The organism is Methylopila turkensis (assembly GCF_027922325.1).
GTDB classification, from domain to species: domain Bacteria; phylum Pseudomonadota; class Alphaproteobacteria; order Rhizobiales; family Methylopilaceae; genus Methylopila; species Methylopila turkensis.
In genome coordinates this window covers 89,624-109,532 of sequence record NZ_BSFL01000001.1, presented here as the reverse complement: position 1 = coordinate 109,532, position 19,909 = coordinate 89,624, and the positions used below count along the sequence as shown (strand labels likewise).

The 19,909-nt window shown below is 69.8% G+C and carries 18 protein-coding genes and 1 tRNA gene; 10 read left to right on the top strand and 9 right to left on the bottom strand.

What is annotated here, in order from left to right; translation table 11 throughout:
* Positions 1–90 precede the first annotated feature (90 nt).
* Positions 91–1,002, top strand: coding sequence for an MBL fold metallo-hydrolase (locus PKE78_RS00485; protein WP_271198879.1), 912 nt, complete (start codon positions 91–93; stop codon positions 1,000–1,002).
* A 59-nt stretch (positions 1,003–1,061) separates the two neighbouring features.
* Here PKE78_RS00485 and PKE78_RS00480 read toward each other — a convergent pair whose 3' ends face one another.
* The 5 genes from PKE78_RS00480 to PKE78_RS00460 all read right to left on the bottom strand — a co-directional run bounded on the left by PKE78_RS00480 (position 1,062) and on the right by PKE78_RS00460 (position 7,256).
* On the bottom strand, positions 1,062–2,423 hold the full coding sequence (locus PKE78_RS00480) for a hypothetical protein (RefSeq protein ID WP_271198878.1): 1,362 nt from the start codon (positions 2,421–2,423) through the stop codon (positions 1,062–1,064).
* Between the two features lie 89 nt (positions 2,424–2,512).
* A complete protein-coding gene (locus tag PKE78_RS00475; RefSeq protein ID WP_271198877.1) occupies positions 2,513–3,304 on the bottom strand; it encodes a DUF1499 domain-containing protein in 792 nt (263 codons plus the stop codon).
* Positions 3,301–4,467 (bottom strand): M48 family metallopeptidase, encoded by a 1,167-nt coding sequence (locus tag PKE78_RS00470; RefSeq protein ID WP_271200036.1) that lies wholly within the window; start codon positions 4,465–4,467, stop codon positions 3,301–3,303. The genes PKE78_RS00475 and PKE78_RS00470 overlap by 4 nt, the downstream gene beginning before the upstream one ends.
* Positions 4,468–4,555: 88 nt before the next feature.
* Positions 4,556–5,722, bottom strand: coding sequence for a YjgN family protein (locus PKE78_RS00465; RefSeq protein WP_271198876.1), 1,167 nt, complete (start codon positions 5,720–5,722; stop codon positions 4,556–4,558).
* A 154-nt stretch (positions 5,723–5,876) separates the two neighbouring features.
* A complete protein-coding gene (locus tag PKE78_RS00460; protein WP_271198875.1) occupies positions 5,877–7,256 on the bottom strand; it encodes an aminotransferase in 1,380 nt (459 codons plus the stop codon).
* A gap of 186 nt (positions 7,257–7,442) precedes the next feature.
* On the opposite strand from PKE78_RS00460, the gene PKE78_RS00455 reads away from it, so the two are divergent.
* Positions 7,443–7,775 (top strand): hypothetical protein, encoded by a 333-nt coding sequence (locus PKE78_RS00455; RefSeq protein WP_271198874.1) that lies wholly within the window; start codon positions 7,443–7,445, stop codon positions 7,773–7,775.
* Between the two features lie 10 nt (positions 7,776–7,785).
* On the opposite strand, the gene PKE78_RS00450 is transcribed toward PKE78_RS00455, so the two are convergent.
* Complete coding sequence (locus PKE78_RS00450; RefSeq protein WP_271198873.1) at positions 7,786–8,601, bottom strand: extensin-like domain-containing protein; 816 nt, start codon at positions 8,599–8,601, stop codon at positions 7,786–7,788.
* 536 nt (positions 8,602–9,137) lie between these two features.
* Here PKE78_RS00450 and dxs point away from each other — a divergent pair.
* A complete protein-coding gene (gene dxs, locus PKE78_RS00445; RefSeq protein ID WP_271198872.1) occupies positions 9,138–11,054 on the top strand; it encodes a 1-deoxy-D-xylulose-5-phosphate synthase in 1,917 nt (638 codons plus the stop codon).
* 69 nt (positions 11,055–11,123) lie between these two features.
* On the top strand, positions 11,124–11,687 hold the full coding sequence (locus PKE78_RS00440; protein WP_271198871.1) for a DUF1003 domain-containing protein: 564 nt from the start codon (positions 11,124–11,126) through the stop codon (positions 11,685–11,687).
* Positions 11,688–11,910: 223 nt separating this feature from the next.
* Here the strand turns inward: PKE78_RS00440 and lipB are convergent, their stop codons facing one another.
* Positions 11,911–12,660 carry a lipoyl(octanoyl) transferase LipB gene (lipB, locus tag PKE78_RS00435; protein WP_271198870.1) on the bottom strand — a complete coding sequence of 250 codons (750 nt, stop codon included), beginning with the start codon at positions 12,658–12,660 and terminating at the stop codon, positions 11,911–11,913.
* A 74-nt stretch (positions 12,661–12,734) separates the two neighbouring features.
* Between lipB and PKE78_RS00430 the strand changes: the two genes are divergently transcribed.
* Both PKE78_RS00430 and PKE78_RS00425 read left to right on the top strand, forming a co-directional pair.
* Complete coding sequence (locus PKE78_RS00430; protein ID WP_271198869.1) at positions 12,735–13,016, top strand: FliM/FliN family flagellar motor switch protein; 282 nt, start codon at positions 12,735–12,737, stop codon at positions 13,014–13,016.
* A 236-nt stretch (positions 13,017–13,252) separates the two neighbouring features.
* Positions 13,253–13,337 (top strand) — tRNA-Leu (locus PKE78_RS00425).
* Between the two features lie 68 nt (positions 13,338–13,405).
* Here PKE78_RS00425 and PKE78_RS00420 read toward each other — a convergent pair.
* Positions 13,406–15,049 carry a T6SS phospholipase effector Tle1-like catalytic domain-containing protein gene (locus tag PKE78_RS00420; protein WP_271198868.1) on the bottom strand — a complete coding sequence of 548 codons (1,644 nt, stop codon included), beginning with the start codon at positions 15,047–15,049 and terminating at the stop codon, positions 13,406–13,408.
* 180 nt (positions 15,050–15,229) lie between these two features.
* Here PKE78_RS00420 and mgtE point away from each other — a divergent pair, with 180 nt between their 5' ends.
* The 3 genes from mgtE (at position 15,230) to PKE78_RS00405 (ending at position 17,792) form a co-directional block, all read left to right on the top strand.
* The gene (mgtE, locus tag PKE78_RS00415) at positions 15,230–16,654 is read left to right on the top strand and encodes a magnesium transporter (protein ID WP_271198867.1); all 1,425 of its coding nucleotides are present in this window, start codon (positions 15,230–15,232) and stop codon (positions 16,652–16,654) included.
* A gap of 100 nt (positions 16,655–16,754) precedes the next feature.
* Positions 16,755–16,904 (top strand): hypothetical protein, encoded by a 150-nt coding sequence (locus PKE78_RS00410; RefSeq protein ID WP_271198866.1) that lies wholly within the window; start codon positions 16,755–16,757, stop codon positions 16,902–16,904.
* A 75-nt stretch (positions 16,905–16,979) separates the two neighbouring features.
* Positions 16,980–17,792, top strand: a complete 813-nt coding sequence (locus PKE78_RS00405; protein WP_271198865.1) for a glycoside hydrolase family 25 protein — start codon at positions 16,980–16,982, stop codon at positions 17,790–17,792.
* A gap of 12 nt (positions 17,793–17,804) precedes the next feature.
* On the opposite strand, the gene PKE78_RS00400 is transcribed toward PKE78_RS00405, so the two are convergent.
* On the bottom strand, positions 17,805–18,926 hold the full coding sequence (locus PKE78_RS00400) for an acyltransferase family protein (RefSeq protein ID WP_271198864.1): 1,122 nt from the start codon (positions 18,924–18,926) through the stop codon (positions 17,805–17,807).
* A 146-nt stretch (positions 18,927–19,072) separates the two neighbouring features.
* Here PKE78_RS00400 and PKE78_RS00395 point away from each other — a divergent pair, with 146 nt between their 5' ends.
* Complete coding sequence (locus tag PKE78_RS00395; protein WP_271198863.1) at positions 19,073–19,867, top strand: YdcF family protein; 795 nt, start codon at positions 19,073–19,075, stop codon at positions 19,865–19,867.
* The last annotated feature ends 42 nt before the right edge of the window (positions 19,868–19,909 follow it).

Genomic DNA, 19,909 nt, shown 5'->3' with positions numbered 1-19,909 from the left:
GATCGCTTAAGCGCTCGACGCGAGCGGGATGGATAGCCGGAGGGGCGGGGGGCCGCAACTCCGGTGAGGGGCTTATCCGAAAGGAACGCGATGGCGGAGGAGCTGGTCTTCGACCGGGCGCGCGACGCGGTCGCGGGCGAGGCGCAGCGCGTCGCGCCGCTGGTGCGCCGCGTGCTGGCGCCGAACCCGTCGCCCTTCACCTTCACCGGCACCAACTCCTACGTCGTCGGCGAGGGCCGGGTCGCGATCGTCGATCCGGGCCCGGCGTCGGAGGCGCATGTGGCCGCGCTGCTGGCGGCGACCGCCGGGGAGACGGTCGAGGCCATCGTCGTCACCCACAGCCACCTCGACCACGTCGGCGCGCTCGCGGCGCTGAAGGCCGCGACCGGCGCGCAGGTCGTGGGCGCCGGGCCACACCGGCCGTTCCGCGCGCCGCTCGACGGCGAGGCCGCCCGGCTCGACGCCTCCTCCGACGCCGACTACCGCCCGGACCGGGAGCTCGCCGACGGCAAGGCCGTGTCGGGGCCGGGCTGGACGCTGACGGCGGTCGCGACGCCAGGCCACACCGCGAACCACCTGGCCTTCGCGCTGCCGGAGGCCGACCTGCTGTTTTCCGGCGACCACGTGATGGCGTGGTCGACTTCGATCGTGGCGCCGCCCGACGGCGCGATGGGACCCTACGTCGCCTCGCTCCGCAGGCTGATCGACCGGCCGGAGGAGCTCTACCTTCCCGGCCACGGGCCGGCGCTGCGGCAGGCGCGCGCCTTCGCCCGCCATCTGCTCGGCCACCGCCTGATGCGCGAGACCGCGATCCGGGCCCGGCTGGAGGAGGGGCCGCGCCGCATTCCCGATCTCGTCGCCGATCTCTATCGCGGGCTCGATCCCGGCCTCGTCGGCGCCGCCGGCCTGTCGGTGTTCGCCCATCTCGAGGATCTGGTCGGGCGCGGGCTCGCCGCCACCGAGGGGCCGCCCCGGCTTTCGGGGCTTTACCGCGCGGTCTAGGCGCGTTGTGTATTGCCCAGGCGTCGTTCCCGATGATCGAGATATCGCGGGCGTGGAAATTACTCTAGAGGCGACAGGTAGCACTCGTGGCTGTCACGGTTTAGCAGAAACGCCCTCAGGTTCATTCCGTCTGTAGCCGCGTAGCCATGCTCGGCTATGATTACTGAGCGGCGCGACATTAGCGCCGGAGGCGCGGGGGTTGTATCCGTAAGGCCGTCGTTTAGAGCCCATTTCGGCGCTGGCCGAGAACGTCCAACCATTCTGAGCTGCTGGAGCAAGGTGGTTAGATAGAGTATTTGGGCATCTTTGCTTATAAGCCTGGCGTTTATTTCGCGAGCAGCGAAATCGCTATCTCCCCAGAACGAGCGGTTGCTGCCCGTTGCTATGCCGATGAACTCGTTACGCCAATCATACAAGCGCATGCGGTCCAAATTGATGGCCAACACGATAGACTGTTGCCACATCGGTCGAGCTAGCGAGTCTTCTTTTATCAAGATCTTGTAGAATCTGAACAACGCTGAAAGCAAATTTTCCCTTACCTCAGGAGCGGTTTGGCCGTTGAATAATACGATGTTTGCCAAAAAATCAATCGCATGTACATAAAGTGCACCTAGCTCCTGTAATTTTGTTGTGTTGATATGGAAGGAGAAGTGTGTCGGCGAAAATGTAGCGCCGAGGCTATCTCCGTGCTTATCGATAAAATACTGGGCTGATTCGAGGTCACACCAGCTCGGGTTCAAAACGCTTTGGTGGGTGGCCAACGAAAAAAATAAGTTTTGACGTGACACAAAGCGCTCATACTCCATCTGCTCGGTTAAACGAGCAGCTTCTAAAGCCGGCATATTACGGACGAAGTCACTGCCTTTGAACGCGACAGGAATATCATCTTGCGTCATGGCCGCAGCAAGATGAACATGCCCGCGCCGATTGAGCGCTTGGCTTGCCAAATTTCGGCAACGCAAACTGACAACCGGGTCGTCAAGCCAGCGATCCGCTAAAAGGAAGTCAACTTCATCATCTGATATGTATTGCTTCCTTGCAAATTTTATTAAAATATTTCCTAGTATAATCTCGTCATTTCGACCCTGTATTTCGATGCCGGCGACAATTTGCGATAATCGATCAGAATGACCAAGAGAATGAAACATTTGAATTACTGTTTCAGGCCGAAAATCGGCCTTAAGTCCGGCCTTCAAATTTATCAAATTAATCGATTCGCCAACGACGTCGTAACTTCCGGAGAAATAAGTTAGAGCGGCGAGAGCTGCGCCAGATACTGTCCAGCGCTTTGGAAGGTCTATGTAATTCGAGATGGCTTTCTTCTCACGCTCCCAGGAAAAGGGGGCGACCTGATTTCGCAGGCAGTCGATCACATCGCGATATACTTCAGGTGTAAGGAGCCGCTTCAGATGTTCCTGCATGGAATGAGCCACTCGTGGGTAGACGGGCTCAATGTACGTCGTCCGTCAGTCCCACGGTATCCGGACGACTACGCTCGCCCTGCTACCGCTTAAGGCGCGGCGGCGGCCGCGAGGTCGGCGAGGAAGCTGCGGACGCGTTCGGCGGCGGCTCCGAAATCGGCCGCGCCGATCCGCGCGGCGGAGCGCATGTCGACGCGCGAGCCGTTCTCGCCGTCCGGACGGATGCGGATCGCGACGTCGTCGGAGAGCCCGAGGACTGGCGTGCGCGCCGTCGCCTCGAACGACGTCCGCGGCGGCCCGCCTCGGGGGTAGGAGGTCGGCCCCAGCAGCCGCCAGCCGCGCTGCTCGATCAGGCCGATCACGAGGCCCGCGGCCTCCTCAGGAGAAACGGCGAGGCGCAGCGGCGCGATCTCGGGATAGGCGGCCTTCTGCGCCTCGGCCTGCGCGTGCGCGATCGCGCCGGGCGGCGCCGCGTCGCCGGGTTTGCGGTCGAGGCGCGCGCGCGTAAAGGCGGGGGGATCGGCGAGGTCGGTCGAGACGTCCGGAAGCCGGGGTTTCTGGAACGCGCGGCCGGCCACATAGGCGGGTCCGGCGAGCAGCGCGGCGGCGATCGCGATGGCGAACAGCGCGCGCACGCCGCCGCGCGCGCCGGTGCGCCAGACGATGACCGCGCCGATCACGCCGACGAGCGCCGCAAACGCCGCGAGGCCGAGCCCGGCGAGCGCCGCGACGAAGCCCGCGAACGGCTCGACCGCGCCGGCGCGCAGCGCGACCGCCGCGAAGGCGGTGGCCGTCAGGGCGAACAGCGCCAGCGTCAGCGCCGCGCGCGCGACGCGCGAGCGCGGACGGACCGGCGGCTTCAGGTCGAGCATCAGGTTCATTCGTCGTCCGCCGGGGCAGCCTTGCCGCAGATCGTCTTCAGCGCGGCGAACGCGGCGTCGTCCAGCAGCGGCGTCGCGGGCTTACGCCCCGCCGCGGCGTCGATCGCCGCGCGCCGCTCGGCGGTCGCGGGATGCGACGCCAGATAATCGAGCGCGGAGCGGCGGCCGCGCGCGTCCGGCTCGCCCTTCGTCTCGTCCTTTGCGTCTTCCTCCGTCTCCTCCTCGGTGAGCCGCGTCAGCAGGGTCCCGAGGCCGCGCGGGTCGCCGCCGATCCGGCGCATGAGGTCGACGGCGTAAGCGTCCGCCGCGGTCTCCGCGTCTCGGGAGTAGGAGGCGTCGATCAGGGTGCGCGCCACGAACACCGCCGCGCCGCCTCCGGTCACGTCGCCGAGCACGAAGCCGAGCAGGAACGAGGTGCCGCCGGCCTGCAGCGTGCGGCGGGCGCCGTCGCGGTGCGCCACATGAGCGATCTCATGAGCCAGCACGCCGGCGATCTCGTCGGCGTTCTCGGCCTCGCGGATCAGTCCGTCGAACAGGTAGATGCGGCCGCCGGGCAGGGCGATGGCGTTGGGGATGCCGCTGCGCACCGCCGTGACCTCGATCGGCACGGGAAGGGCCGCCGCGTCCGAGAGGCGGCGGACCAGCGTGTCGAGCGCGGCGCGGCCCGGGGCCTCCTCCGCCCCCTCGCCGCAGCCGAAGGAGCCGCCGCGGGTCGGAAGGATCAGGCGGATCTGAGCGTCCGCGGCCGCGCCCATGCGCTGGTCCACGCTCCAGGGCAGCAGCGGCGTCACCCGTTCGGCGAGCGCGGGCACGCCGAACACCGCGAACAGCGCGAGCGAGAGCACCGCCGCGAAGCTCCAGAGTACGACCCGGCGCGCGCCGCCGCGCTCTTCCGCCTGGGTTTCGGCGATCCGGACGGAGCGGCGGCGCACCGCGTCGATCAGGCCGGCGTCGCGCAGCTCGAGGCGGGCGAGCGGCGGCCCGCCCTCGCGGGTGAGCCGCAGCAGATCGGGCGGGCTCGCGAGCGCGCGGATGTCGGCGTAGGGCCAGATCGCGAGCCGGCGGCCGTCCGGTCCGACGAGCGCGAGCATGTCGCCCAGCACGAGGTCGACCTCATGCCGCCGGCTGGTGAGACCGTCGAAATAGACGCCCCTCGCTTCCATGCTCACGCTGCGCGTGTCTCCATCACCGCTTCGCCCGATCATAGCCGGACCCAGCGCGCGGCCGCCATCGCCCGCGCGCGGGGCGCCGTCAGAAGCCGCCGAAATCGAGCGCGTCGGCGACGCCTTCGCCGAAGGCGTTGGCGGGGGGCTCGCCGGACTGCGCCGCGGTCAGGGCGCCGAGACCGGCGATCGCGACGCTCTCGAACGATTTCCGCCAGATCGGCCGCACGCCGAACAGCTGCCACAGCGCCGCGAAGATCAGCGCCGCGATGAAATAGGCCATCACGGCGAGGATGATGGCGGCGAGCGGCGGCTCGGCTCCGTCGCCGAGCAAGCCAGCGGCGTAGAACGCGTAGCCGACGACGGCCGCCACGAGGCCCGCGACGATGAAGAACAGCAGCGCGATGCCGGCATAGGCCAGATAGACCTTCAGGAAGGCGAACAGGCCGAGGTCGCAGCGCGCCGTCGCGGGGCCGACGCTGCAGCCGTTCGCCCACCATCGGAACTCGATCGCGAGATAGAGCGGCACGAGGACGGCGACGCCGAAAATCGTCAGGTTGATGATCCAGTGCGCCGCGGAGAAGCCGGGGCCCGTCGGGTCGGGGTCCAGCGTGCCGTAGACGACGATGATGGCGATGGGGCCGAAGATCAGCGCCACGGCGACGAGCCAGAGCAGGATGCCGCGCTTGAACAGCTGGCCGCCGGTCGCGCTGAAGGCGCCCTGCTGATCGCCGTACCAGGTGTGCGACAGCTTGTAGCGCTCCAGGCTCGCGCGCATGAAGGGCAAGGCGAGGCCGAGCGTGAGCAGTGTGAGCAGCGCCCAGGCGATCGAGCGCCAGGCGTAGGTCCAGCCCGAGCCGGTCTGCTGGAAGCGCACCCCGCGCCAGATCGTGCGCGTCAGCCGGTAGCGGCGGGCGCGGTAGAGCGCGTATTGCGCCAGCACCACGATGCCGAGGGTGGCGACGAACTGAACTACGAGCCCCGCGATCGGGCCCGCGAGCGTCGCGATCAGGAAGATCGCGCCATAGGCCGGAATCAGCACCGCGAGCGCGATCAGGAAGCCGATGAACAGCTCGACGCCGCGCCCGGTGTATTCGAGCAGGTCGCCGTCGACCTCGGTGTTGTTCCAGAGGAACCGCCGCACCTCGGTCTGATACCAGAAGCGGTAGAGCCCGAGCGTCACCACGGTGAGGAACAGGCCCTTCAGCACCAGCGGAAACATGGCGCGGGCCGTGCCGTGAAACCGCGGCCGCACGGCGCCGTCCGTCGTCGTTTGATCCAATTCGTCTCCCCCGTATCTGCGGCTGAGGCGCCCCCAGCCTCCGGACCGGTTAGATCACGCGACCGTCAGAGATGCGAGACGATCGTTCGACAACCTGTTGGAGCGGTTCAAGACAGGCGCATGGCCTTTACGCCGCCCGCAGGTTCTGCGCGCCCGCCCAGTGGTCGGCGCGGTCGAGGGCCGTCTCCAGCCGGTCGAACAGCAGGTCGAGCTCCGCCGCGGTGATGACCAGCGGCGGGCAGATCGCGACGGCGTCGCCGATCGCGCGCACGATCAGGCCCTCCTCCTGCGCGAAGGCGACGATCTTCGCGGCGACGCCCGCCTTCGGGTCGAAGCCGCGCCTGGTCGCCTTGTCGGCGACCGCCTCCACCGCGCCGACCAGGCCGACGCCGCGGGCCTCGCCGACGAGCGGGTGGCCGCCGAGCGCCTTCAGCCGGCGCTGGAACTGCGGGATCAGGCCGTTGACGTGGCCGAGCACGTTCTCCCGCTCGTAGATTTCGAGCGTCCGCAGCGCGACCGCGGCCGCGACGGGGTGGCCGGAATAGGTGAAGCCGTGGCCGAAGACGCCGATCTTCTCGCTCTGGCAGGACAGCGCGTCGTCGATCCAGTCCGGAATGATGACGCCCGCGATCGGGACGTAGGACGACGACAGCGCCTTGGCGATCGAGACGGTGTCGGGCTTCATCTTCATGGCGGTGGAGCCGAACCACTCGCCGAGCCGCCCGAAGCCCGTGATGACCTCGTCGGCGATCAGAATGACGTCGTGCTTCTCCAGCACCGCCTGGATCTTCGGGTAATAGGTCTCCGGCGGCACGATCACGCCGCCCGCGCCCATGACCGGCTCCGCGATGAAGGCCGCGACCGTCTCAGGCCCCTCGGCCTCGATCTGGGCGTCGAGCTCGGCGGCGAGCCGGGTCGCGAACTCCTCCTCGCTCTCGTCCGGCCGCCCGAAGCGGTAGTGGTGGGGGCAGGCGGCGTGGCGCACGCCCGCGATCGGCAGGTCGAAGTCGATGTGGTTGTTCGGCAGGCCGGTGAGGCTCGCGCTTGCGACGGTCACCCCGTGGTAGCCCTTGATCCGCGAGATGATCTTCTTCTTGGCCGGCCGGCCAAGCGCGTTGTTGACGTACCAGACCAGCTTGACCTGGGTGTCGTTGGCCTCGGAGCCCGAATTGCAGAAGAACACCTTGGCCGCCGGCATGGGGGAGAGCTCCTTGAGCTTCTCCGCCAGCGCGATCGCCGGATCGTGGCTCTTGCCGGTGAAGAGATGCGCGAACGGCAGCTTGCGCATCTGCTCGGCGGCGACCTCCACCAGCTCCTCGCGGCCATGGCCGAGGGCGTTGCACCACAGCCCCGCCATGCCCTCGAGATAGGGCTTGCCGTCGACGTCGTAGACGAACACGCCCTCGCCGCGCTCAAGGATCAGCGAGCCCTGTCTCGGCAGCGTCGCGAGGTTGGAGTAGGGGTGAAGCACGGTCGCGACGTCGCGGGCCTGAAGGTTCGTCAGCATCTCGAACGCCTTGTTCCATCGGTGCGTCTGTCGCCCGAGGCATAGGCGATCGGGCGGGTGCGGGGAAGCCGTCAGGGCTTTGGCGGAGGCGCAAAAAAATTGCTCGCGCGCCGTGAAATTAAGTGGAACCTTAGTCGAAGTCGGTCGTTAAATCGCTCGACAGTCCTCCGTCTCCCCGGTCTCGCCATGCGGCTCGTTTTCGTCGTCGCTACCCTTGCGTTCGCGGCCTACGCGTCGCTCGAGGACGTCACCTATCTGCGCAGCGGCGGCTACGCCGCGGAGCTCCCCGAACATCGCCGGATCGAAGTCGTGTCGTCTCAGAGCTGCGGCGACGTGGTCGCGCGGGCCGAGCGCACCCTCGGCGCGGACCACGGCATCACCTGTGAGCGGGTGCCGCTCGTCCGGCACTGGGCGAACCTCGCCCGCGACACCATCGAGAGCCGCAGGGTGACCGAGGTGGTGCTGACGCCGCTGCGGACCGAGGCCATGGCGCGGCCCACCGCTGACACGCTGCGCTGAACGCCGCGCCTTAGTCCTCGCTCCACCGGCACACCTTCGACGCCGCGCTCCGCCGCTTGCGCAGGTCCAGGTGGAGATGATCCTCGTGATAGCCGTCTGACCCCGGCCCCAGCACGGTCATGAACCTGGCGCAGGCCGAAGGTTTTATCGTCTGTGCAAGGGTTTGCGGCATCTGCTTGTGGTAGATTCCGAGCTCGCGCCCGTCCTTGAATCCGACGCCTGAGACATCGACCGCATTGGCCAGTCCGTGCTCGCTCATTTTGGCGTTGGCGCGGTTGTTGCGGCCGCGGCAGATGTAGGACGCCGCGGTCCGCACCTCGGTCAGCGTCGCGCCGTCGCGGGCGGCGGCGGGCGCCCAGTCGTCGCGGACGAGCGCGACCAAGGCGGACGCCGCGCCGCAGCGCAGGATCGCCGGCGGCTCGATCGCGACGGTGGAGCCGTCGCGCAGCCGGACGCCCGACAATTCGACCGGCAGCGGCGCTCCGCAGGAGCCGGCGCCGATCAGCGCCGGCAGCGGCTTCGCGACCGCGGCGGCGTTGCGCGCCAGCGTGCGGCATTCCGGATCGCGCTCGCGCGCCTGCGGGTCGGGCGCGACCACGGGCGGCGGCGTGTCGGCGTCGGGGGGTCCCGGCAGCGGCGGCGACCCGAGCGGCGCGCGGGGCAGGGCGGCGGCCACGACGGGAGCCGCCTCGGCCGAACCGCTCCGCGACGGCGGCAGCGGAACGCCGGGCGCGGGAGGCCCCGCAGGTTCTGCCTCGAGCCCGACCTCGTCGCGCGCCGAAGGCAGCGGCCGGAGCGGTTCGGCCGGCGCCGACGGCCGCAGCATCGCGAAATCGAGCGCTAGCGGCGGAGACGCCTCCGGCTCGGCCGCGGGGGCGGCCGGCGCGACGGCGTCGGCGCGCGCGGTCTCATCGGGCGGGGCGGCCTCCTCTGGCGGGGCGGGGGTGGGCGGGGCTTCCGGCTGAGGCTCCGCCCGCGTTTCGACCGTCCCGCGATCGGGCGCGGACGGCGGAATCGGGATCGGCGCCTGCCGGACGGGCGCAGGTTTCGCCTTGCGCGGGCGGCGATTGGGGCGGGCCGGCTCGGACCAGGGAAGGCGGAAGGGAAACGCGGAGCGGCTTTCGCGGGCGTCCGCGGGGACCGGGAGCCATCCTCCGGCCGGCGCCGCCAGCAGCGCGCAGACGGCCAAGAGACAGCGGCGCTTCAGCCTTGTCATCGCTGGATGAACTAGCGCGTCGCGGCGTCGCGGCAACCGCGCGGGCCGCCGCGCGTGTTTCGGCCCGACGAACGTCGTCGTTTGCGGGCGTCCCGGCGGTGGTGTAACCCTCGGCCCTTCCGTTTCGAAGGATCGACGCCGTCACCGTGACTGAAGCTTCGCCCACGCCGCTGCTGGACGCCGTCGCCGTTCCCGCGGATCTGCGGCGTCTCTCCGAAGACCAGCTGCCCCAGTTCGCCGACGAGCTCCGGCGCGAGACCATCGACGCCGTCTCCGTGACCGGGGGGCATCTCGGCGCCGGCCTCGGCGTGGTGGAGCTGACGGTCGCGCTGCATCATGTGTTCGACACGCCGCGCGACCGGCTCGTCTGGGACGTCGGCCACCAGGTCTATCCGCACAAGATCATCACCGGCCGCCGCGACCGCATCCGCACCCTGCGCAAGGGCGGCGGCCTGTCGGGCTTCACCAAGCGCGCCGAGAGCGAATACGACCCGTTCGGCGCCGGCCATTCGTCGACGTCGATCTCCGCCGGCCTCGGCATGGCGGTGGCGCGCGAGCTGACGGGCGAGGGCGGCCACGTCGTCTGCGTGATCGGCGACGGCGCCATGTCGGCCGGCATGGCCTACGAGGCGATGAACAACGCCGGCGCGCTGGGCTCGCGGCTGATCGTCATCCTGAACGACAACGACATGTCGATCGCGCCGCCGACCGGCGCGATGTCGGCCTATCTCGCGCGCCTCGTCTCGGGCCGCACCTATCTGTCGCTGCGCGAGATCGGCCGGGGGCTGGCGAAGCGCCTGCCGAAATTCGTCGAGCGCGGCGCGGCGCGGGCCGAGGAATACGCCCGCGGCCTCGCCATGGGCGGCACGCTGTTCGAGGAGCTCGGCTTCTACTACGTCGGCCCGATCGACGGCCACAATCTGGAGCACCTGCTGCCCGTCCTGAAGAACGTGCGCGACGCCGACCAGGGGCCGGTGCTGATCCACGTGGTGACGCAGAAGGGCAAGGGCTACGCGCCGGCGGAGGCCTCCGCCGACAAGTATCACGGCGTCTCGGCCTTCGACGTGGTGTCCGGCGCGCAGTCGAAGCCGAAGGCCAACGCGCCGAGCTACACCAAGGTGTTCGCCCAGAGCCTGATCGCGGAGGCGCGCGAGGACGAACGCGTCGTCGCGATCACCGCCGCGATGCCGGGCGGCACCGGGCTCGACCTGTTCGGCGAGGCGTTTCCGACGCGGACTTTCGACGTCGGCATCGCCGAGCAGCACGCCGTCACCTTCGCGGCGGGGCTGGCGGCGGAAGGGCTGAAGCCGTTCTGCGCGATCTACTCCACCTTCCTGCAGCGCGCCTACGACCAGGTCGTGCACGACGTGGCGATCCAGAAGCTGCCCGTGCGCTTCGCGCTCGACCGCGCCGGCCTCGTGGGCGCGGACGGGGCGACGCACGCCGGCGCCTACGACATCGCCTATCTCGGCTGCCTGCCGGAGATGACCCTGATGGCGCCGGCCGACGAGGCCGAGCTCGTCCACATGGTCGCGACCGCCGCCGCCTTCGACGATGGCCCGATCGCGTTCCGCTATCCCCGCGGCGAGGGCGTCGGGGTCGAGCTGCCGGCAAGGGGCGCGATCCTGCCGATCGGCCGCGGCCGGATCGTCCGGGAAGGATCGACGGTCGCGCTGCTCTCGCTCGGCACGCGGCTGAAGGCCGCGACCGAGGCCGCGGAGGAGCTCGGCTTGCGCGGCGTCTCGACTACGGTCGCGGACGCCCGCTTCGCGAAGCCGCTCGACCGCGACCTGATCGCGCGGCTCGCCCGCGAGCACGAGGTGCTGCTGACCGTCGAGGAGGGCTCGTCCTGCGGCTTCGGCGCGCTGGTGCTGCAGCTTCTGGCGGGCGAAGGCCTGCTTGACCGCGGGCTGAAGATCCGCACGCTGACGCTGCCGGACCGCTTCCAGGACCACGATCGGCCGGAGCGGCAGATCGCGGAGGCCGGCCTCGACGCCTCGGCGATCGCCGGAGCCGCGCTCGCCGCTCTCGGTCGCGACGCCCGGACGGCCCTGAGAGCCTGAGGTCCGGCCGGCTGGCGCGCCGGTCCCCGGCGCCGCATCCTGACGCCATCGACGTCAGGAGCGAACGGCATGAACGACATCGCCCATTCCGCGGCGCGCTGGCTGGGACGTCCGGCCGAGGCGCTGGACGAGGCGGAGACGCGCGTTCTGAAGAGCGCGGCCGCCCGACGCACCGTCTCGCGCCCGCCGAACGAGGCCTTCGACCAGAGCATGAGCTTCGGCGAACGGCTCGCCGACCGCGTCGCGAGCTTCGGCGGCTCGTGGACCTTCATCATGGCCTTCGGCGCGTTCCTGGTGGTCTGGGTCGTCGCCAATGTCGGCCTGCTGGCGCGGCCGTTCGACGCCTACCCCTTCATCTTCCTCAACCTGATGCTGTCGATGATCGCGGCGGTGCAGGCGCCGATCATCATGATGAGCCAGAACCGGCAGGCCGCGAAGGACCGGCAGGACGCCGCGCTCGACTACGAGGTCAATCTCAAGGCCGAGATCGAGATCATGGCGCTGCACGAAAAGCTCGACCGCCTGCGCGACGACCATCTCGCGAACATGCTCGCCCAGCAGCAGGAGCAGATCCGGCTGCTGACCGAGCTCGTGGCGTCGCGGGGCTCGCCCAGTCGAGACCAATCGGCCTGAGCGCGCGCGAGCGTGACGGATGCGCCGAACGAGCCCACAACGATGTCCAGACAGAAGTCCGATGCGACGCGGTCGTCGGCGGTCCATGAGCGACGCGCGTTTCGCGCGTCGTCCTCCGGCTCGACCGGAGGACCCATCTGCGGCGTCGAGCGCGACGTGGGCATGGATGGTCCGGTCAAGCCGGACCATGACGACGCGTTTTGGTGCGGACGAATAGAACGCTCTAGGCGGCGCCCAGGGTGATCTTCTCCACGGTCCGCGTGGGTCCGAACACCTCCTCGAAGGTCTCGCGCAGCGCCATGTCGACCTCGGGCATGGTCACGATCCGCCCGAGATCGGCGAGGCTCGTCACGCCGTGGTCGCTGACGCCGCAGGGCACGATGCCGGCGTAGTGCGACAGCTCCGGCTCGACGTTGAGGCTGACGCCGTGGAACGTCGCCCAGCGCCGCACCCTGATGCCGATGGCGGCGATCTTGTCCTCGGCGTCGCGGGCCCGCTCCGGCCGGCGCACCCAGACGCCGACGCGGTCCTCGCGGCGTTCGCCGGCGACGCCGAAGCGGTCGAGCGTCGCGATCAGCCAGTCCTCGAGGCCGGCCACGAAGCGCCTCAGATCCGGCCCGCGCCGCTTCAGGTCCAGCATCACATAGGCCACCCGCTGGCCGGGCCCGTGATAGGTGTACTGCCCGCCGCGCCCGGTGGCGTAAACCGGGAACAGGTCCGGCCGCACCAGATCGGCGGGCTGGGCGCTGGTGCCGGCGGTGTAGAGCGGCGGATGCTCCACCAGCCAGACCAGTTCGTCCGCGGCGCCGTCGGCGATCGCGGCGGCGCGCGCCTCCATCACCCGCACGGCGGCGGCGTAGTCGGTCAGGCCTTCGCCGACGAGCCATTCGACCGGCGCGCCGGCGGGGGCGGGCAGCCGCGCGAGCGCGCCGCGGGCGCCGGCCGGAGACGAGGGGCGAACGGGCTCAACCATGCCTTAACCATAACCGTGCTGCACTGGGCTCGCGGCCCCCGGACGGGAGCCGCGCATTCCGGAGATGTCGTTTCGTGCCGCGTATCGACAAGGTCAATCTCGAGCTCTCGATCGTGCTCGGCGCCGCGCGGATGCCGATCCATCAGTTGCTGCGCATGGGCCGCGGCGCGGTGATCGAGCTGGCCGCCACCGAGGACGACGCCGTCACCATCCTCGCCAACGACCATCCGATCGCCCGCGGCGCGGTGTTCGTCAACGGCGACCGCATCGGCGTCGAGATCACCTCGATGATCCAGCGCGAGGAAAAAGGCCGCACCGAGCGCCTGGTCGGCGGCGCCGAGGCCGACGCGGCCTGAACGGAGCGCCGGCCACGTCCGGCCGCCCGCGGGAATTAGACGCCTGCGCCTCGTGCCCCGGTTTCCTGCCCTGACGATTCTTCGTCCGCCATCCCTTCCTGACCCGCGGCCGCCCCAGGCCGACACCTCTGGACGCACGCCTGGCCCGTGGTTTCCCCGGGGCTTTCCACCGCGCTGCGCGTGGCGCCGTTCCGCCCTTGTGGAGCCGTCGTCGATTTGTTATCAGCACCGCCGTCGCGGTCGTGGCGGAACTGGTAGACGCGCAGCGTTGAGGTCGCTGTGGGGCAACCCGTGGAAGTTCGAGTCTTCTCGACCGCACCATAGACTTGGCTGCATACCTCATGCGGCGGAAGAAGCCCCGGAGCCCAGGCTCCGGGGCTTCTTCGTTTTCAGGCCCGGCGCACCGTCAGCTTCACGCTGCCGCGGTTGTTGTCGTAGGTCTGCCAGGCGTCGTTCGCGAAGCAGTAGAGATAGCCCGAGGCCTTCGGCGTGATCGTCGCCTTCGAGCCGATCCGGAAGGTTTCGTTGTGCGTGAGCCGGGCATGGTCCTCGCTCGTCAGCGGCTTTTTGGCGAGTGAGCCGTCCTTCTCGAACCATTCGCCGCTTGCGATCATGCCGACGAGCGCGAACCAGTCGATTCCTTCCTCGCGCTTGGTCCACCAGAAGTCGGCCTGCGCGTTGCCGGTCAGCCGCTTGTAGAGGCTTTCCGCTCCGCCCCAGGCGGACGAGAGCACATGGACGATCTCTGCCGGCTTGAACGTGCCGTCCCGCGCCCCGTCCGGGCCGCAGGCGATCGACTTGTCGAGCCATTCGCCGGTCGCCGCGAAGGAGTAGGCCGCTCCCTTCTCGAGATAGATCCCTGACGCGTTCCAGTGGTCGCGCGCGAACACGTCGACCGTTTTCTCCTCGCCGGACGCGAGCGCGCGCGTCGGCCAGTAGGCGAACTGGCTGAGCGGCGGATCGTCGTAGCGGTCGTAGGCGGAGGCGTGGATCGAGCCGTCGAGCTTGCCCGCCCGTGCGGCTTCGGGCGCGAAGCAGGGGGCCTCGCGCGGTCGGGTCTTCAGTTTCTTGAACACGCCGGTCAGAGAATCGTGCAGCACGTCGCGCGCGTTCGGGACAACCTGCGCGGCCGCGCCCTTGCGGAACACGAGGCCCCCAAGCGTCGCGGGCTCGGGCGCGCCGTCTTTCGCTTTCACGGGAGACGAGGCGTCCGCCGCCTCGTCCATCATCCACTTCAGCGCGCCGTTCGCGAGACCCGCCTGCACATAGCCCCCGCCCACGTCGGAATGGACGCCGGGGAACCAGACCTGCGCCACGTTCTGCTCCGGCGGCGTGTCGACCCACAGCGTCGGCGTGAAGCTCTGCCGGCGCTCGTCGAGCGCGACGGCGTGCCGGGCGTAGCCGACATTGTCGCTGAGCGCGGTGTCGTGGAACTCGTAGGCCGTCGGATCGTCGATCAGGTTGAGAAGGGCCATGTCGTCGGGAATGCCGAGGGCGCCGACCGTGTCCCAGACGCCGATGAAGTGGATCGGCGTCTTGCCCGTGACCTTCTGGCCCTTGGAGAAGCCGAGGACGGGTCGCGCGTCGGTCGCCTCCACGTCCTTCGCCCTTGCGCGGTAGGCGTCATAGGTCGCGTCGACCGCCGCCCAGATCTCGGCGTCGGTCATCCCGGCCGTGTCGATGAGGCCGCAGCGGGAGATCATCCCGCTGAGCGAACGCGCGGTGAAGGCGCCGCGGCTGAAGCCGAACAGCCAGATGCGGTCTTTCGGCCGATAGGCTCCGGCCAGCCAGCGATAGGCGCTCTTGACGTTCTGGCCGAGCCCCGCGCCGACGCCGCCGCCGAGCGCGCGGTCCCACCAGCCGCCGTCCGTGCCGACGCCGGGATGGTAGTAGCGCCGGATCGGCGTCTTGTCGGCCCCGATCTCCGCGAGCGCATTGTAGATCTTGACCACATTGGTCGGCGCCGGGAGGCCGCCGTCGAGGTCGTCGGGCGTGTTCCACGTCCCGTCGCAGCACACCACCACGTCCGCCATGTTCCGCCCCCGCGCTTCGGCCCTTTTTGGCCTTCAGGGCGAAGACTGCACTCGTCATGCGTGTGTCGCAAGCGGCGTTTCGCGGGCGCGCGGGGCGCGAGTTATCCGCCTCAGGTTGCCGCGCCGCACAAGACGCCATACACCCCGCCCACGAGTTCACCCCATGGCCAGCGAGGGCGCATGACCGCTGACGCCGAGACGCGCGCCGGAACGCCGGGACCGGACGTCGTGGACGCGATCCGCGACGAGGACGGCCGGCTGCGGTCGAGCTTCGTCGAGGCCGTCGTCGCGGCGATCGCGGCGAACGACGGTCCGCGCGTCTGCGAGCTCGCCGGCGACCTGCACGAGTCCGACGTCGGCGACCTGATCGAGACGCTGGAGCCGGACGACCGCCCCAAGCTGATCGAACTGCTGGGCAAGGAGTTCGACTTCACGGCGCTGACGGAGGTCGACGAGACCGTCCGCGTCCGTCTGCTGGAGGAGCTGCCGCCGGAGACGGTGGCGGAAGGCGTCCGCGACATCGATTCCGACGACGCGGTCTACATCCTCGAGGACCTCGACGAGGTCGACCGCGCCCGCATTCTCGACCAGCTTCCGGGGCCGGAGCGGGTCGCGCTCACGCGCAGCCTCGACTTTCCGGAAGAGTCCGCCGGCCGGCGCATGCAGAACGAGTTCGTGGCCACGCCGCCGTTCTGGACGGTCGGCCACGTGATCGACCACATCGCCGACACGCCCGGCCTGCCGGAGACGTTCTACGAGGTCTTCGTCGTCGATCCCGCGCACAAGCTGCTGGGCTCGGTGCCGCTCGACCGGCTGCTGCGGACCCGGCGCTCCGTCCTGATGCAGGACATCCTCGAGGAGGACCCGCGCACCGTCCGCGCCACCGACGACCAGGAGGCGGCGGCGCGGCTGTTCGAGCGCTACAACCTCGTTTCGGCCGCCGTGGTCGACGACGCCGACCGGCTCGTCGGCGTGCTGATGGTCGACGACATCCTCGACGTCATCGAGCAGGAGGCCGACGAGGACCTGCGCGCGCTCGGCGGCGTGACCGGCGACGAGGAGATCTCGGACACGGTGCTCTACACCGCCAGGAGCCGCATTCCGTGGCTGCTGGTGAACCTCTGCACCGCCTTCTTCTCGGCGAGCGTGATCGGCCTGTTCGAAGCCCCGATCGAGCAGATGGTGGCGCTCGCGGTGCTGATGCCGATCGTGGCCTCCATGGGCGGCAACGCCGGCACCCAGACCATGACGGTCGCGGTGCGCGCGCTCGCGACCCGCGACCTCGGCGGCCACAACGCCCGGCGCCTGATCGGGCGCGAGACGCTGGTCGGACTCGCCAACGGCGTCGCGCTCGCGGCGCTGGTAGGCCTCGCCGCGGGGGCGTGGTTCGTGAATCCGCAGCTCGGCGTGATCATCGGCGCGGCGATGGTGGTGAACTTCGTCTGCGCCGGCCTGTTCGGGATTCTGATCCCGATCGGGCTAGACAAGCTGAAGGCTGACCCGGCCGTCGCCTCGGGCGTGTTCGTGACGACGATCACGGACGTCGTGGGCTTCTTCTCCTTCCTTGGCCTCGCAAGCTGGTGGTTTGGCCTCAGCCTGCGCTGACGTCTCGCCCGCCGCCGACATGGTGAGCGAGTGATTAACGATTTCGCCACGTTCCTCCGCTTTGCTGGCGCGCATGAGTTCGCGTGACAGGAGGCCGTCGATGAAAGATCCCGCAGTGGCGCGCGTCGCCGGAGCCGTGGTGTTCTCGACGCTTCTCGTGGCGCTGGCGTTCGAGGGCGAGCGGGCCGCGCAGCCGGTCAAGGCCGCCGAGGAGGTCGTCGCGATGATTCGCGACGCCGCCGACCGCTGAACGTTCACGCAGCCGTGAAAATCCGCCGCGTCGACGCGGCCTAGACTGTCGCAGAAGCATTCGGGGGACCGGCGCATGGCGAAGGCGAGGGGGAAGAAGGCGCTGCGCGCCTTTCTAGGCGTCGCTTTCGCCGCGGCGGCGCTCGCGGGCTGCTCCACCGTCGGGCCGGACGTCGAGCGCACCGCGCTGACCACGGAGATTGACCCGTCCACCGGCATCGGCGCCGCGCTCGCGGGCCGCGTCACCACGCCGGACGACCATCCGATCCACGGCATCGACGTCGCGAAGTACCAGGGCGAGATCGACTGGACCGGCGTGCGCGCGTCCGGCGTCTCCTTCGCCTTTATCAAGGCGACCGAGGGCGGCGACCGGGTCGACCAGCGCTTCGAGCAAAACTGGGCCAACGCCCGCGCCGCCGGCGTCCCCCGCGGCGCCTACCACTTCTATTATTTCTGCCGCACCGGCGCCGAGCAGGCCGCCTGGTTCATCCGCAACGTGCCGAACGACCCCGGCGCGCTGCCGCCCGTGCTCGACATGGAGTGGAACCACCTGTCGCCGTCCTGCAAGCGCCGCCCGCCGCGCGAGGAGGTGCTGCGCGAGATGGGCGTGTTCCTGTCGATGGTGGAACGGCATTTCGGCAAGCGGCCGACGATCTACACCAGCGTCGACTTCCACCGCGATATCCTGGTCGGCGCGTTCCCGGGCCATCATTTCTGGCTGCGCAGCGTCGCCGGCCATCCGAGCCTGAAGTATCACGTCTCGCGGCGCTTCTCGTTCTGGCAGCACACCGCCACCGGCCGCATCGGCGGCGTGACCGGCAACGTCGACCGCAACGTGTTCATGGGCGACGCCGAAAGCTTCCGCCGTTACGCCGCCACTGGGCGGTGAGCTTCGACCGCGTCAGCGGTCGGAGGAGCGGGCGGGCAGCGGGTCGGCGGCTCCGTCGCGCCAAGGCAGACGGCGGGCGATCGCCCCCGTGATCGGGTTGACCAGCCCGATCGACGGCGCCTCGACATAGCGCCACGACAGCCAGCCGGCGACGAGCGCCAGCGGGAAGGCCAGCAGGAACACGCCGACGGCGCTCAGCGACGGCGCCGCGTGGACCAGGCACTGCTCGATCAGGAAGCCGGACACATAGAAGCCGTAGGACCACGTGCCGAGCCGCGCCAGCGCGCCGGCGAGCGGCGGGCGGGCGAAGCCGATCACGACGATCGCGTAGGCGATCAGCGCCATGCCGGCGAGCGCCGCGAGCTGGGTGAAGGCGAGCGGGGCCGCGACGGCCGCGACCAGCGCGAACAGCCGCTTCGAGACCGGAATTCGGTCGGCGAAAGTTGCGAGCGCGATCCCGATGCCGAAGGCGGAGGCGAAGCGCACGAGGTGGTGCGGCGTCCCGAGGTCGAGATGGGCGGCCTCGCCGTTCCAAAACCAGACGACGTTGACGGCGAGGGTGGCGACAAGGGCGGCGAGCGTCAGCATACGGCGCCCGATCAGCCCGAGCGCGCCCGCGACCGCGAGGCAGATCGCGAACACCAGCTCGTAGCGGACCGTCCAGAGCGGGATGTAGAGGGTGTTCGGCTCCGCGCCCCGGTCGAGCGTGGCGGGAAGCGTCGCGTTGATGTCGACCAGCGAGGTGACGGCGGCGATGAAGCGGAACGGCGCGCCGTCGGCGAAGTAAGCCTCGAGCGGCAGCCGCGTCACGAGCGGCCCGATGACGAGGGCCGCGATCGCGGTCGAGACGAAGATGCCCGGCAGATAGCGCATCAGCCGCGCCACGACGAAGCGCAGCGCGTCCGGGCGGGTCATGTAGCTCCGCGCGAGCAGCATGCCCGACAGGATGAAAAACGCATGCACGCCATGGAAATCGAGCGAGAAGCCGAACACATGCATGAAGTCGGCGGTCTTCAGCCCGGGCGTCGTCACCACCCAGGCGTGGGCCCAGAGCACCGCGGCGGCCGCGATGATGCGCACGGCCGCGAGGTCGTTCGAGCGCCGGTCGAGACAGTCGGCGAGGGTCGGGGTCACGCTCTCCTCCGATGAGGCGCCGGCGGACTGGGACCCGCGCGGCGGTACGCTAAACCGTCGGATGTGAAGAAAGAGTCGTCGCTGCTTCCGACGACGGCGCGTCGGCGCGACGCGTGGTCCCGCGCGCTCCGCTTGAAAGGCCTTGCATGTTCTTCGTCGCCTCCAAAGTCCTCGGCTTCCTGACCGCGCCCTCTAACGCGCTCGCGATGGTCGGGCTCGCGGGCGTCGCGCTCGCGGCGGCCGGCTGGCCGGGAGCGGGCGCGGCGGCCATGGCCGCGGCGATTCTCGGCCTCGCCGTCGCCGGATTCTCCCCGCTCGGCGCCTGGTTGCTGCTGCCGCTGGAGCAGCGGTTTCCGCGCGCCTCCGCCGATCCCGCGCCGGCCGGCCTCGTGGTGCTGGGCGGCTCTTTCGACACTGCGATCGCCGGCGCGCGGCAAGAGGTCGCGCTAGCCGCCGCGGCGGAGCGGCTCACCGCGGTGGCGGAGCTCGCAAGGCGCTGGCCCGAGGCGCGCATCCTGTTCAGCGGCGGCTCGAACGCGCTGGCGGGGGACGACGGCGTGACCGAGGCGGAACTGGCGCGCCGTCTGTTCGTCAGCTTCGGCGTCGCGGAGAGCCGCCTGATCTTCGACGCCCGTTCGCGCAACACCGTGGAGAACGCGCGCTTCAGCCGCGAGGCGGCCGGCAGGGCCGCGGCCGGGCGCTGGCTGCTGGTGACCTCCGCCTATCACATGCCGCGTGCGGTCGGCTGCTTCCGCGCGGCGGGCTTTCCCGTGGAGGCGTGGCCGGTGGACTACCGCACCCGCGGGCCGCAGGACGCCTGGGCGCCGTCGGCCTCGTTCAGCGCCGGGCTCCGCCGAATCGACATGGCCGCCCGCGAATGGGTCGGCCTTGTCGCCTACTGGCTGCTGGGATATGTGACCGCCCCGTTGCCCCGGCCCTGACGGGGCACACATAGTGCGGGAGGATCGTCGCCGCGACCGATC

Bases quoted from the DNA above. Each gene is read 5' to 3' on its own strand.
- PKE78_RS00485 (WP_271198879.1), top strand. From the start codon at position 91: ATGGCGGAGGAGCTGGTCTTCGACCGGGCGCGCGACGCGGTCGCGGGC.
- PKE78_RS00480 (WP_271198878.1), bottom strand. From the start codon at position 2,423: ATGCAGGAACATCTGAAGCGGCTCCTTACACCTGAAGTATATCGCGAT.
- PKE78_RS00475 (WP_271198877.1), bottom strand. From the start codon at position 3,304: ATGAACCTGATGCTCGACCTGAAGCCGCCGGTCCGTCCGCGCTCGCGC.
- PKE78_RS00470 (WP_271200036.1), bottom strand. From the start codon at position 4,467: ATGGAAGCGAGGGGCGTCTATTTCGACGGTCTCACCAGCCGGCGGCAT.
- PKE78_RS00460 (WP_271198875.1), bottom strand. From the start codon at position 7,256: ATGCTGACGAACCTTCAGGCCCGCGACGTCGCGACCGTGCTTCACCCC.
- PKE78_RS00455 (WP_271198874.1), top strand. From the start codon at position 7,443: ATGCGGCTCGTTTTCGTCGTCGCTACCCTTGCGTTCGCGGCCTACGCG.
- PKE78_RS00450 (WP_271198873.1), bottom strand. From the start codon at position 8,601: ATGCTGCGGCCGTCGGCGCCGGCCGAACCGCTCCGGCCGCTGCCTTCG.
- PKE78_RS00440 (WP_271198871.1), top strand. From the start codon at position 11,124: ATGAACGACATCGCCCATTCCGCGGCGCGCTGGCTGGGACGTCCGGCC.
- lipB (WP_271198870.1), bottom strand. From the start codon at position 12,660: ATGGTTGAGCCCGTTCGCCCCTCGTCTCCGGCCGGCGCCCGCGGCGCG.
- PKE78_RS00420 (WP_271198868.1), bottom strand. From the start codon at position 15,049: ATGGCGGACGTGGTGGTGTGCTGCGACGGGACGTGGAACACGCCCGAC.
- mgtE (WP_271198867.1), top strand. From the start codon at position 15,230: ATGACCGCTGACGCCGAGACGCGCGCCGGAACGCCGGGACCGGACGTC.
- PKE78_RS00410 (WP_271198866.1), top strand. From the start codon at position 16,755: ATGAAAGATCCCGCAGTGGCGCGCGTCGCCGGAGCCGTGGTGTTCTCG.
- PKE78_RS00405 (WP_271198865.1), top strand. From the start codon at position 16,980: ATGGCGAAGGCGAGGGGGAAGAAGGCGCTGCGCGCCTTTCTAGGCGTC.
- PKE78_RS00395 (WP_271198863.1), top strand. From the start codon at position 19,073: ATGTTCTTCGTCGCCTCCAAAGTCCTCGGCTTCCTGACCGCGCCCTCT.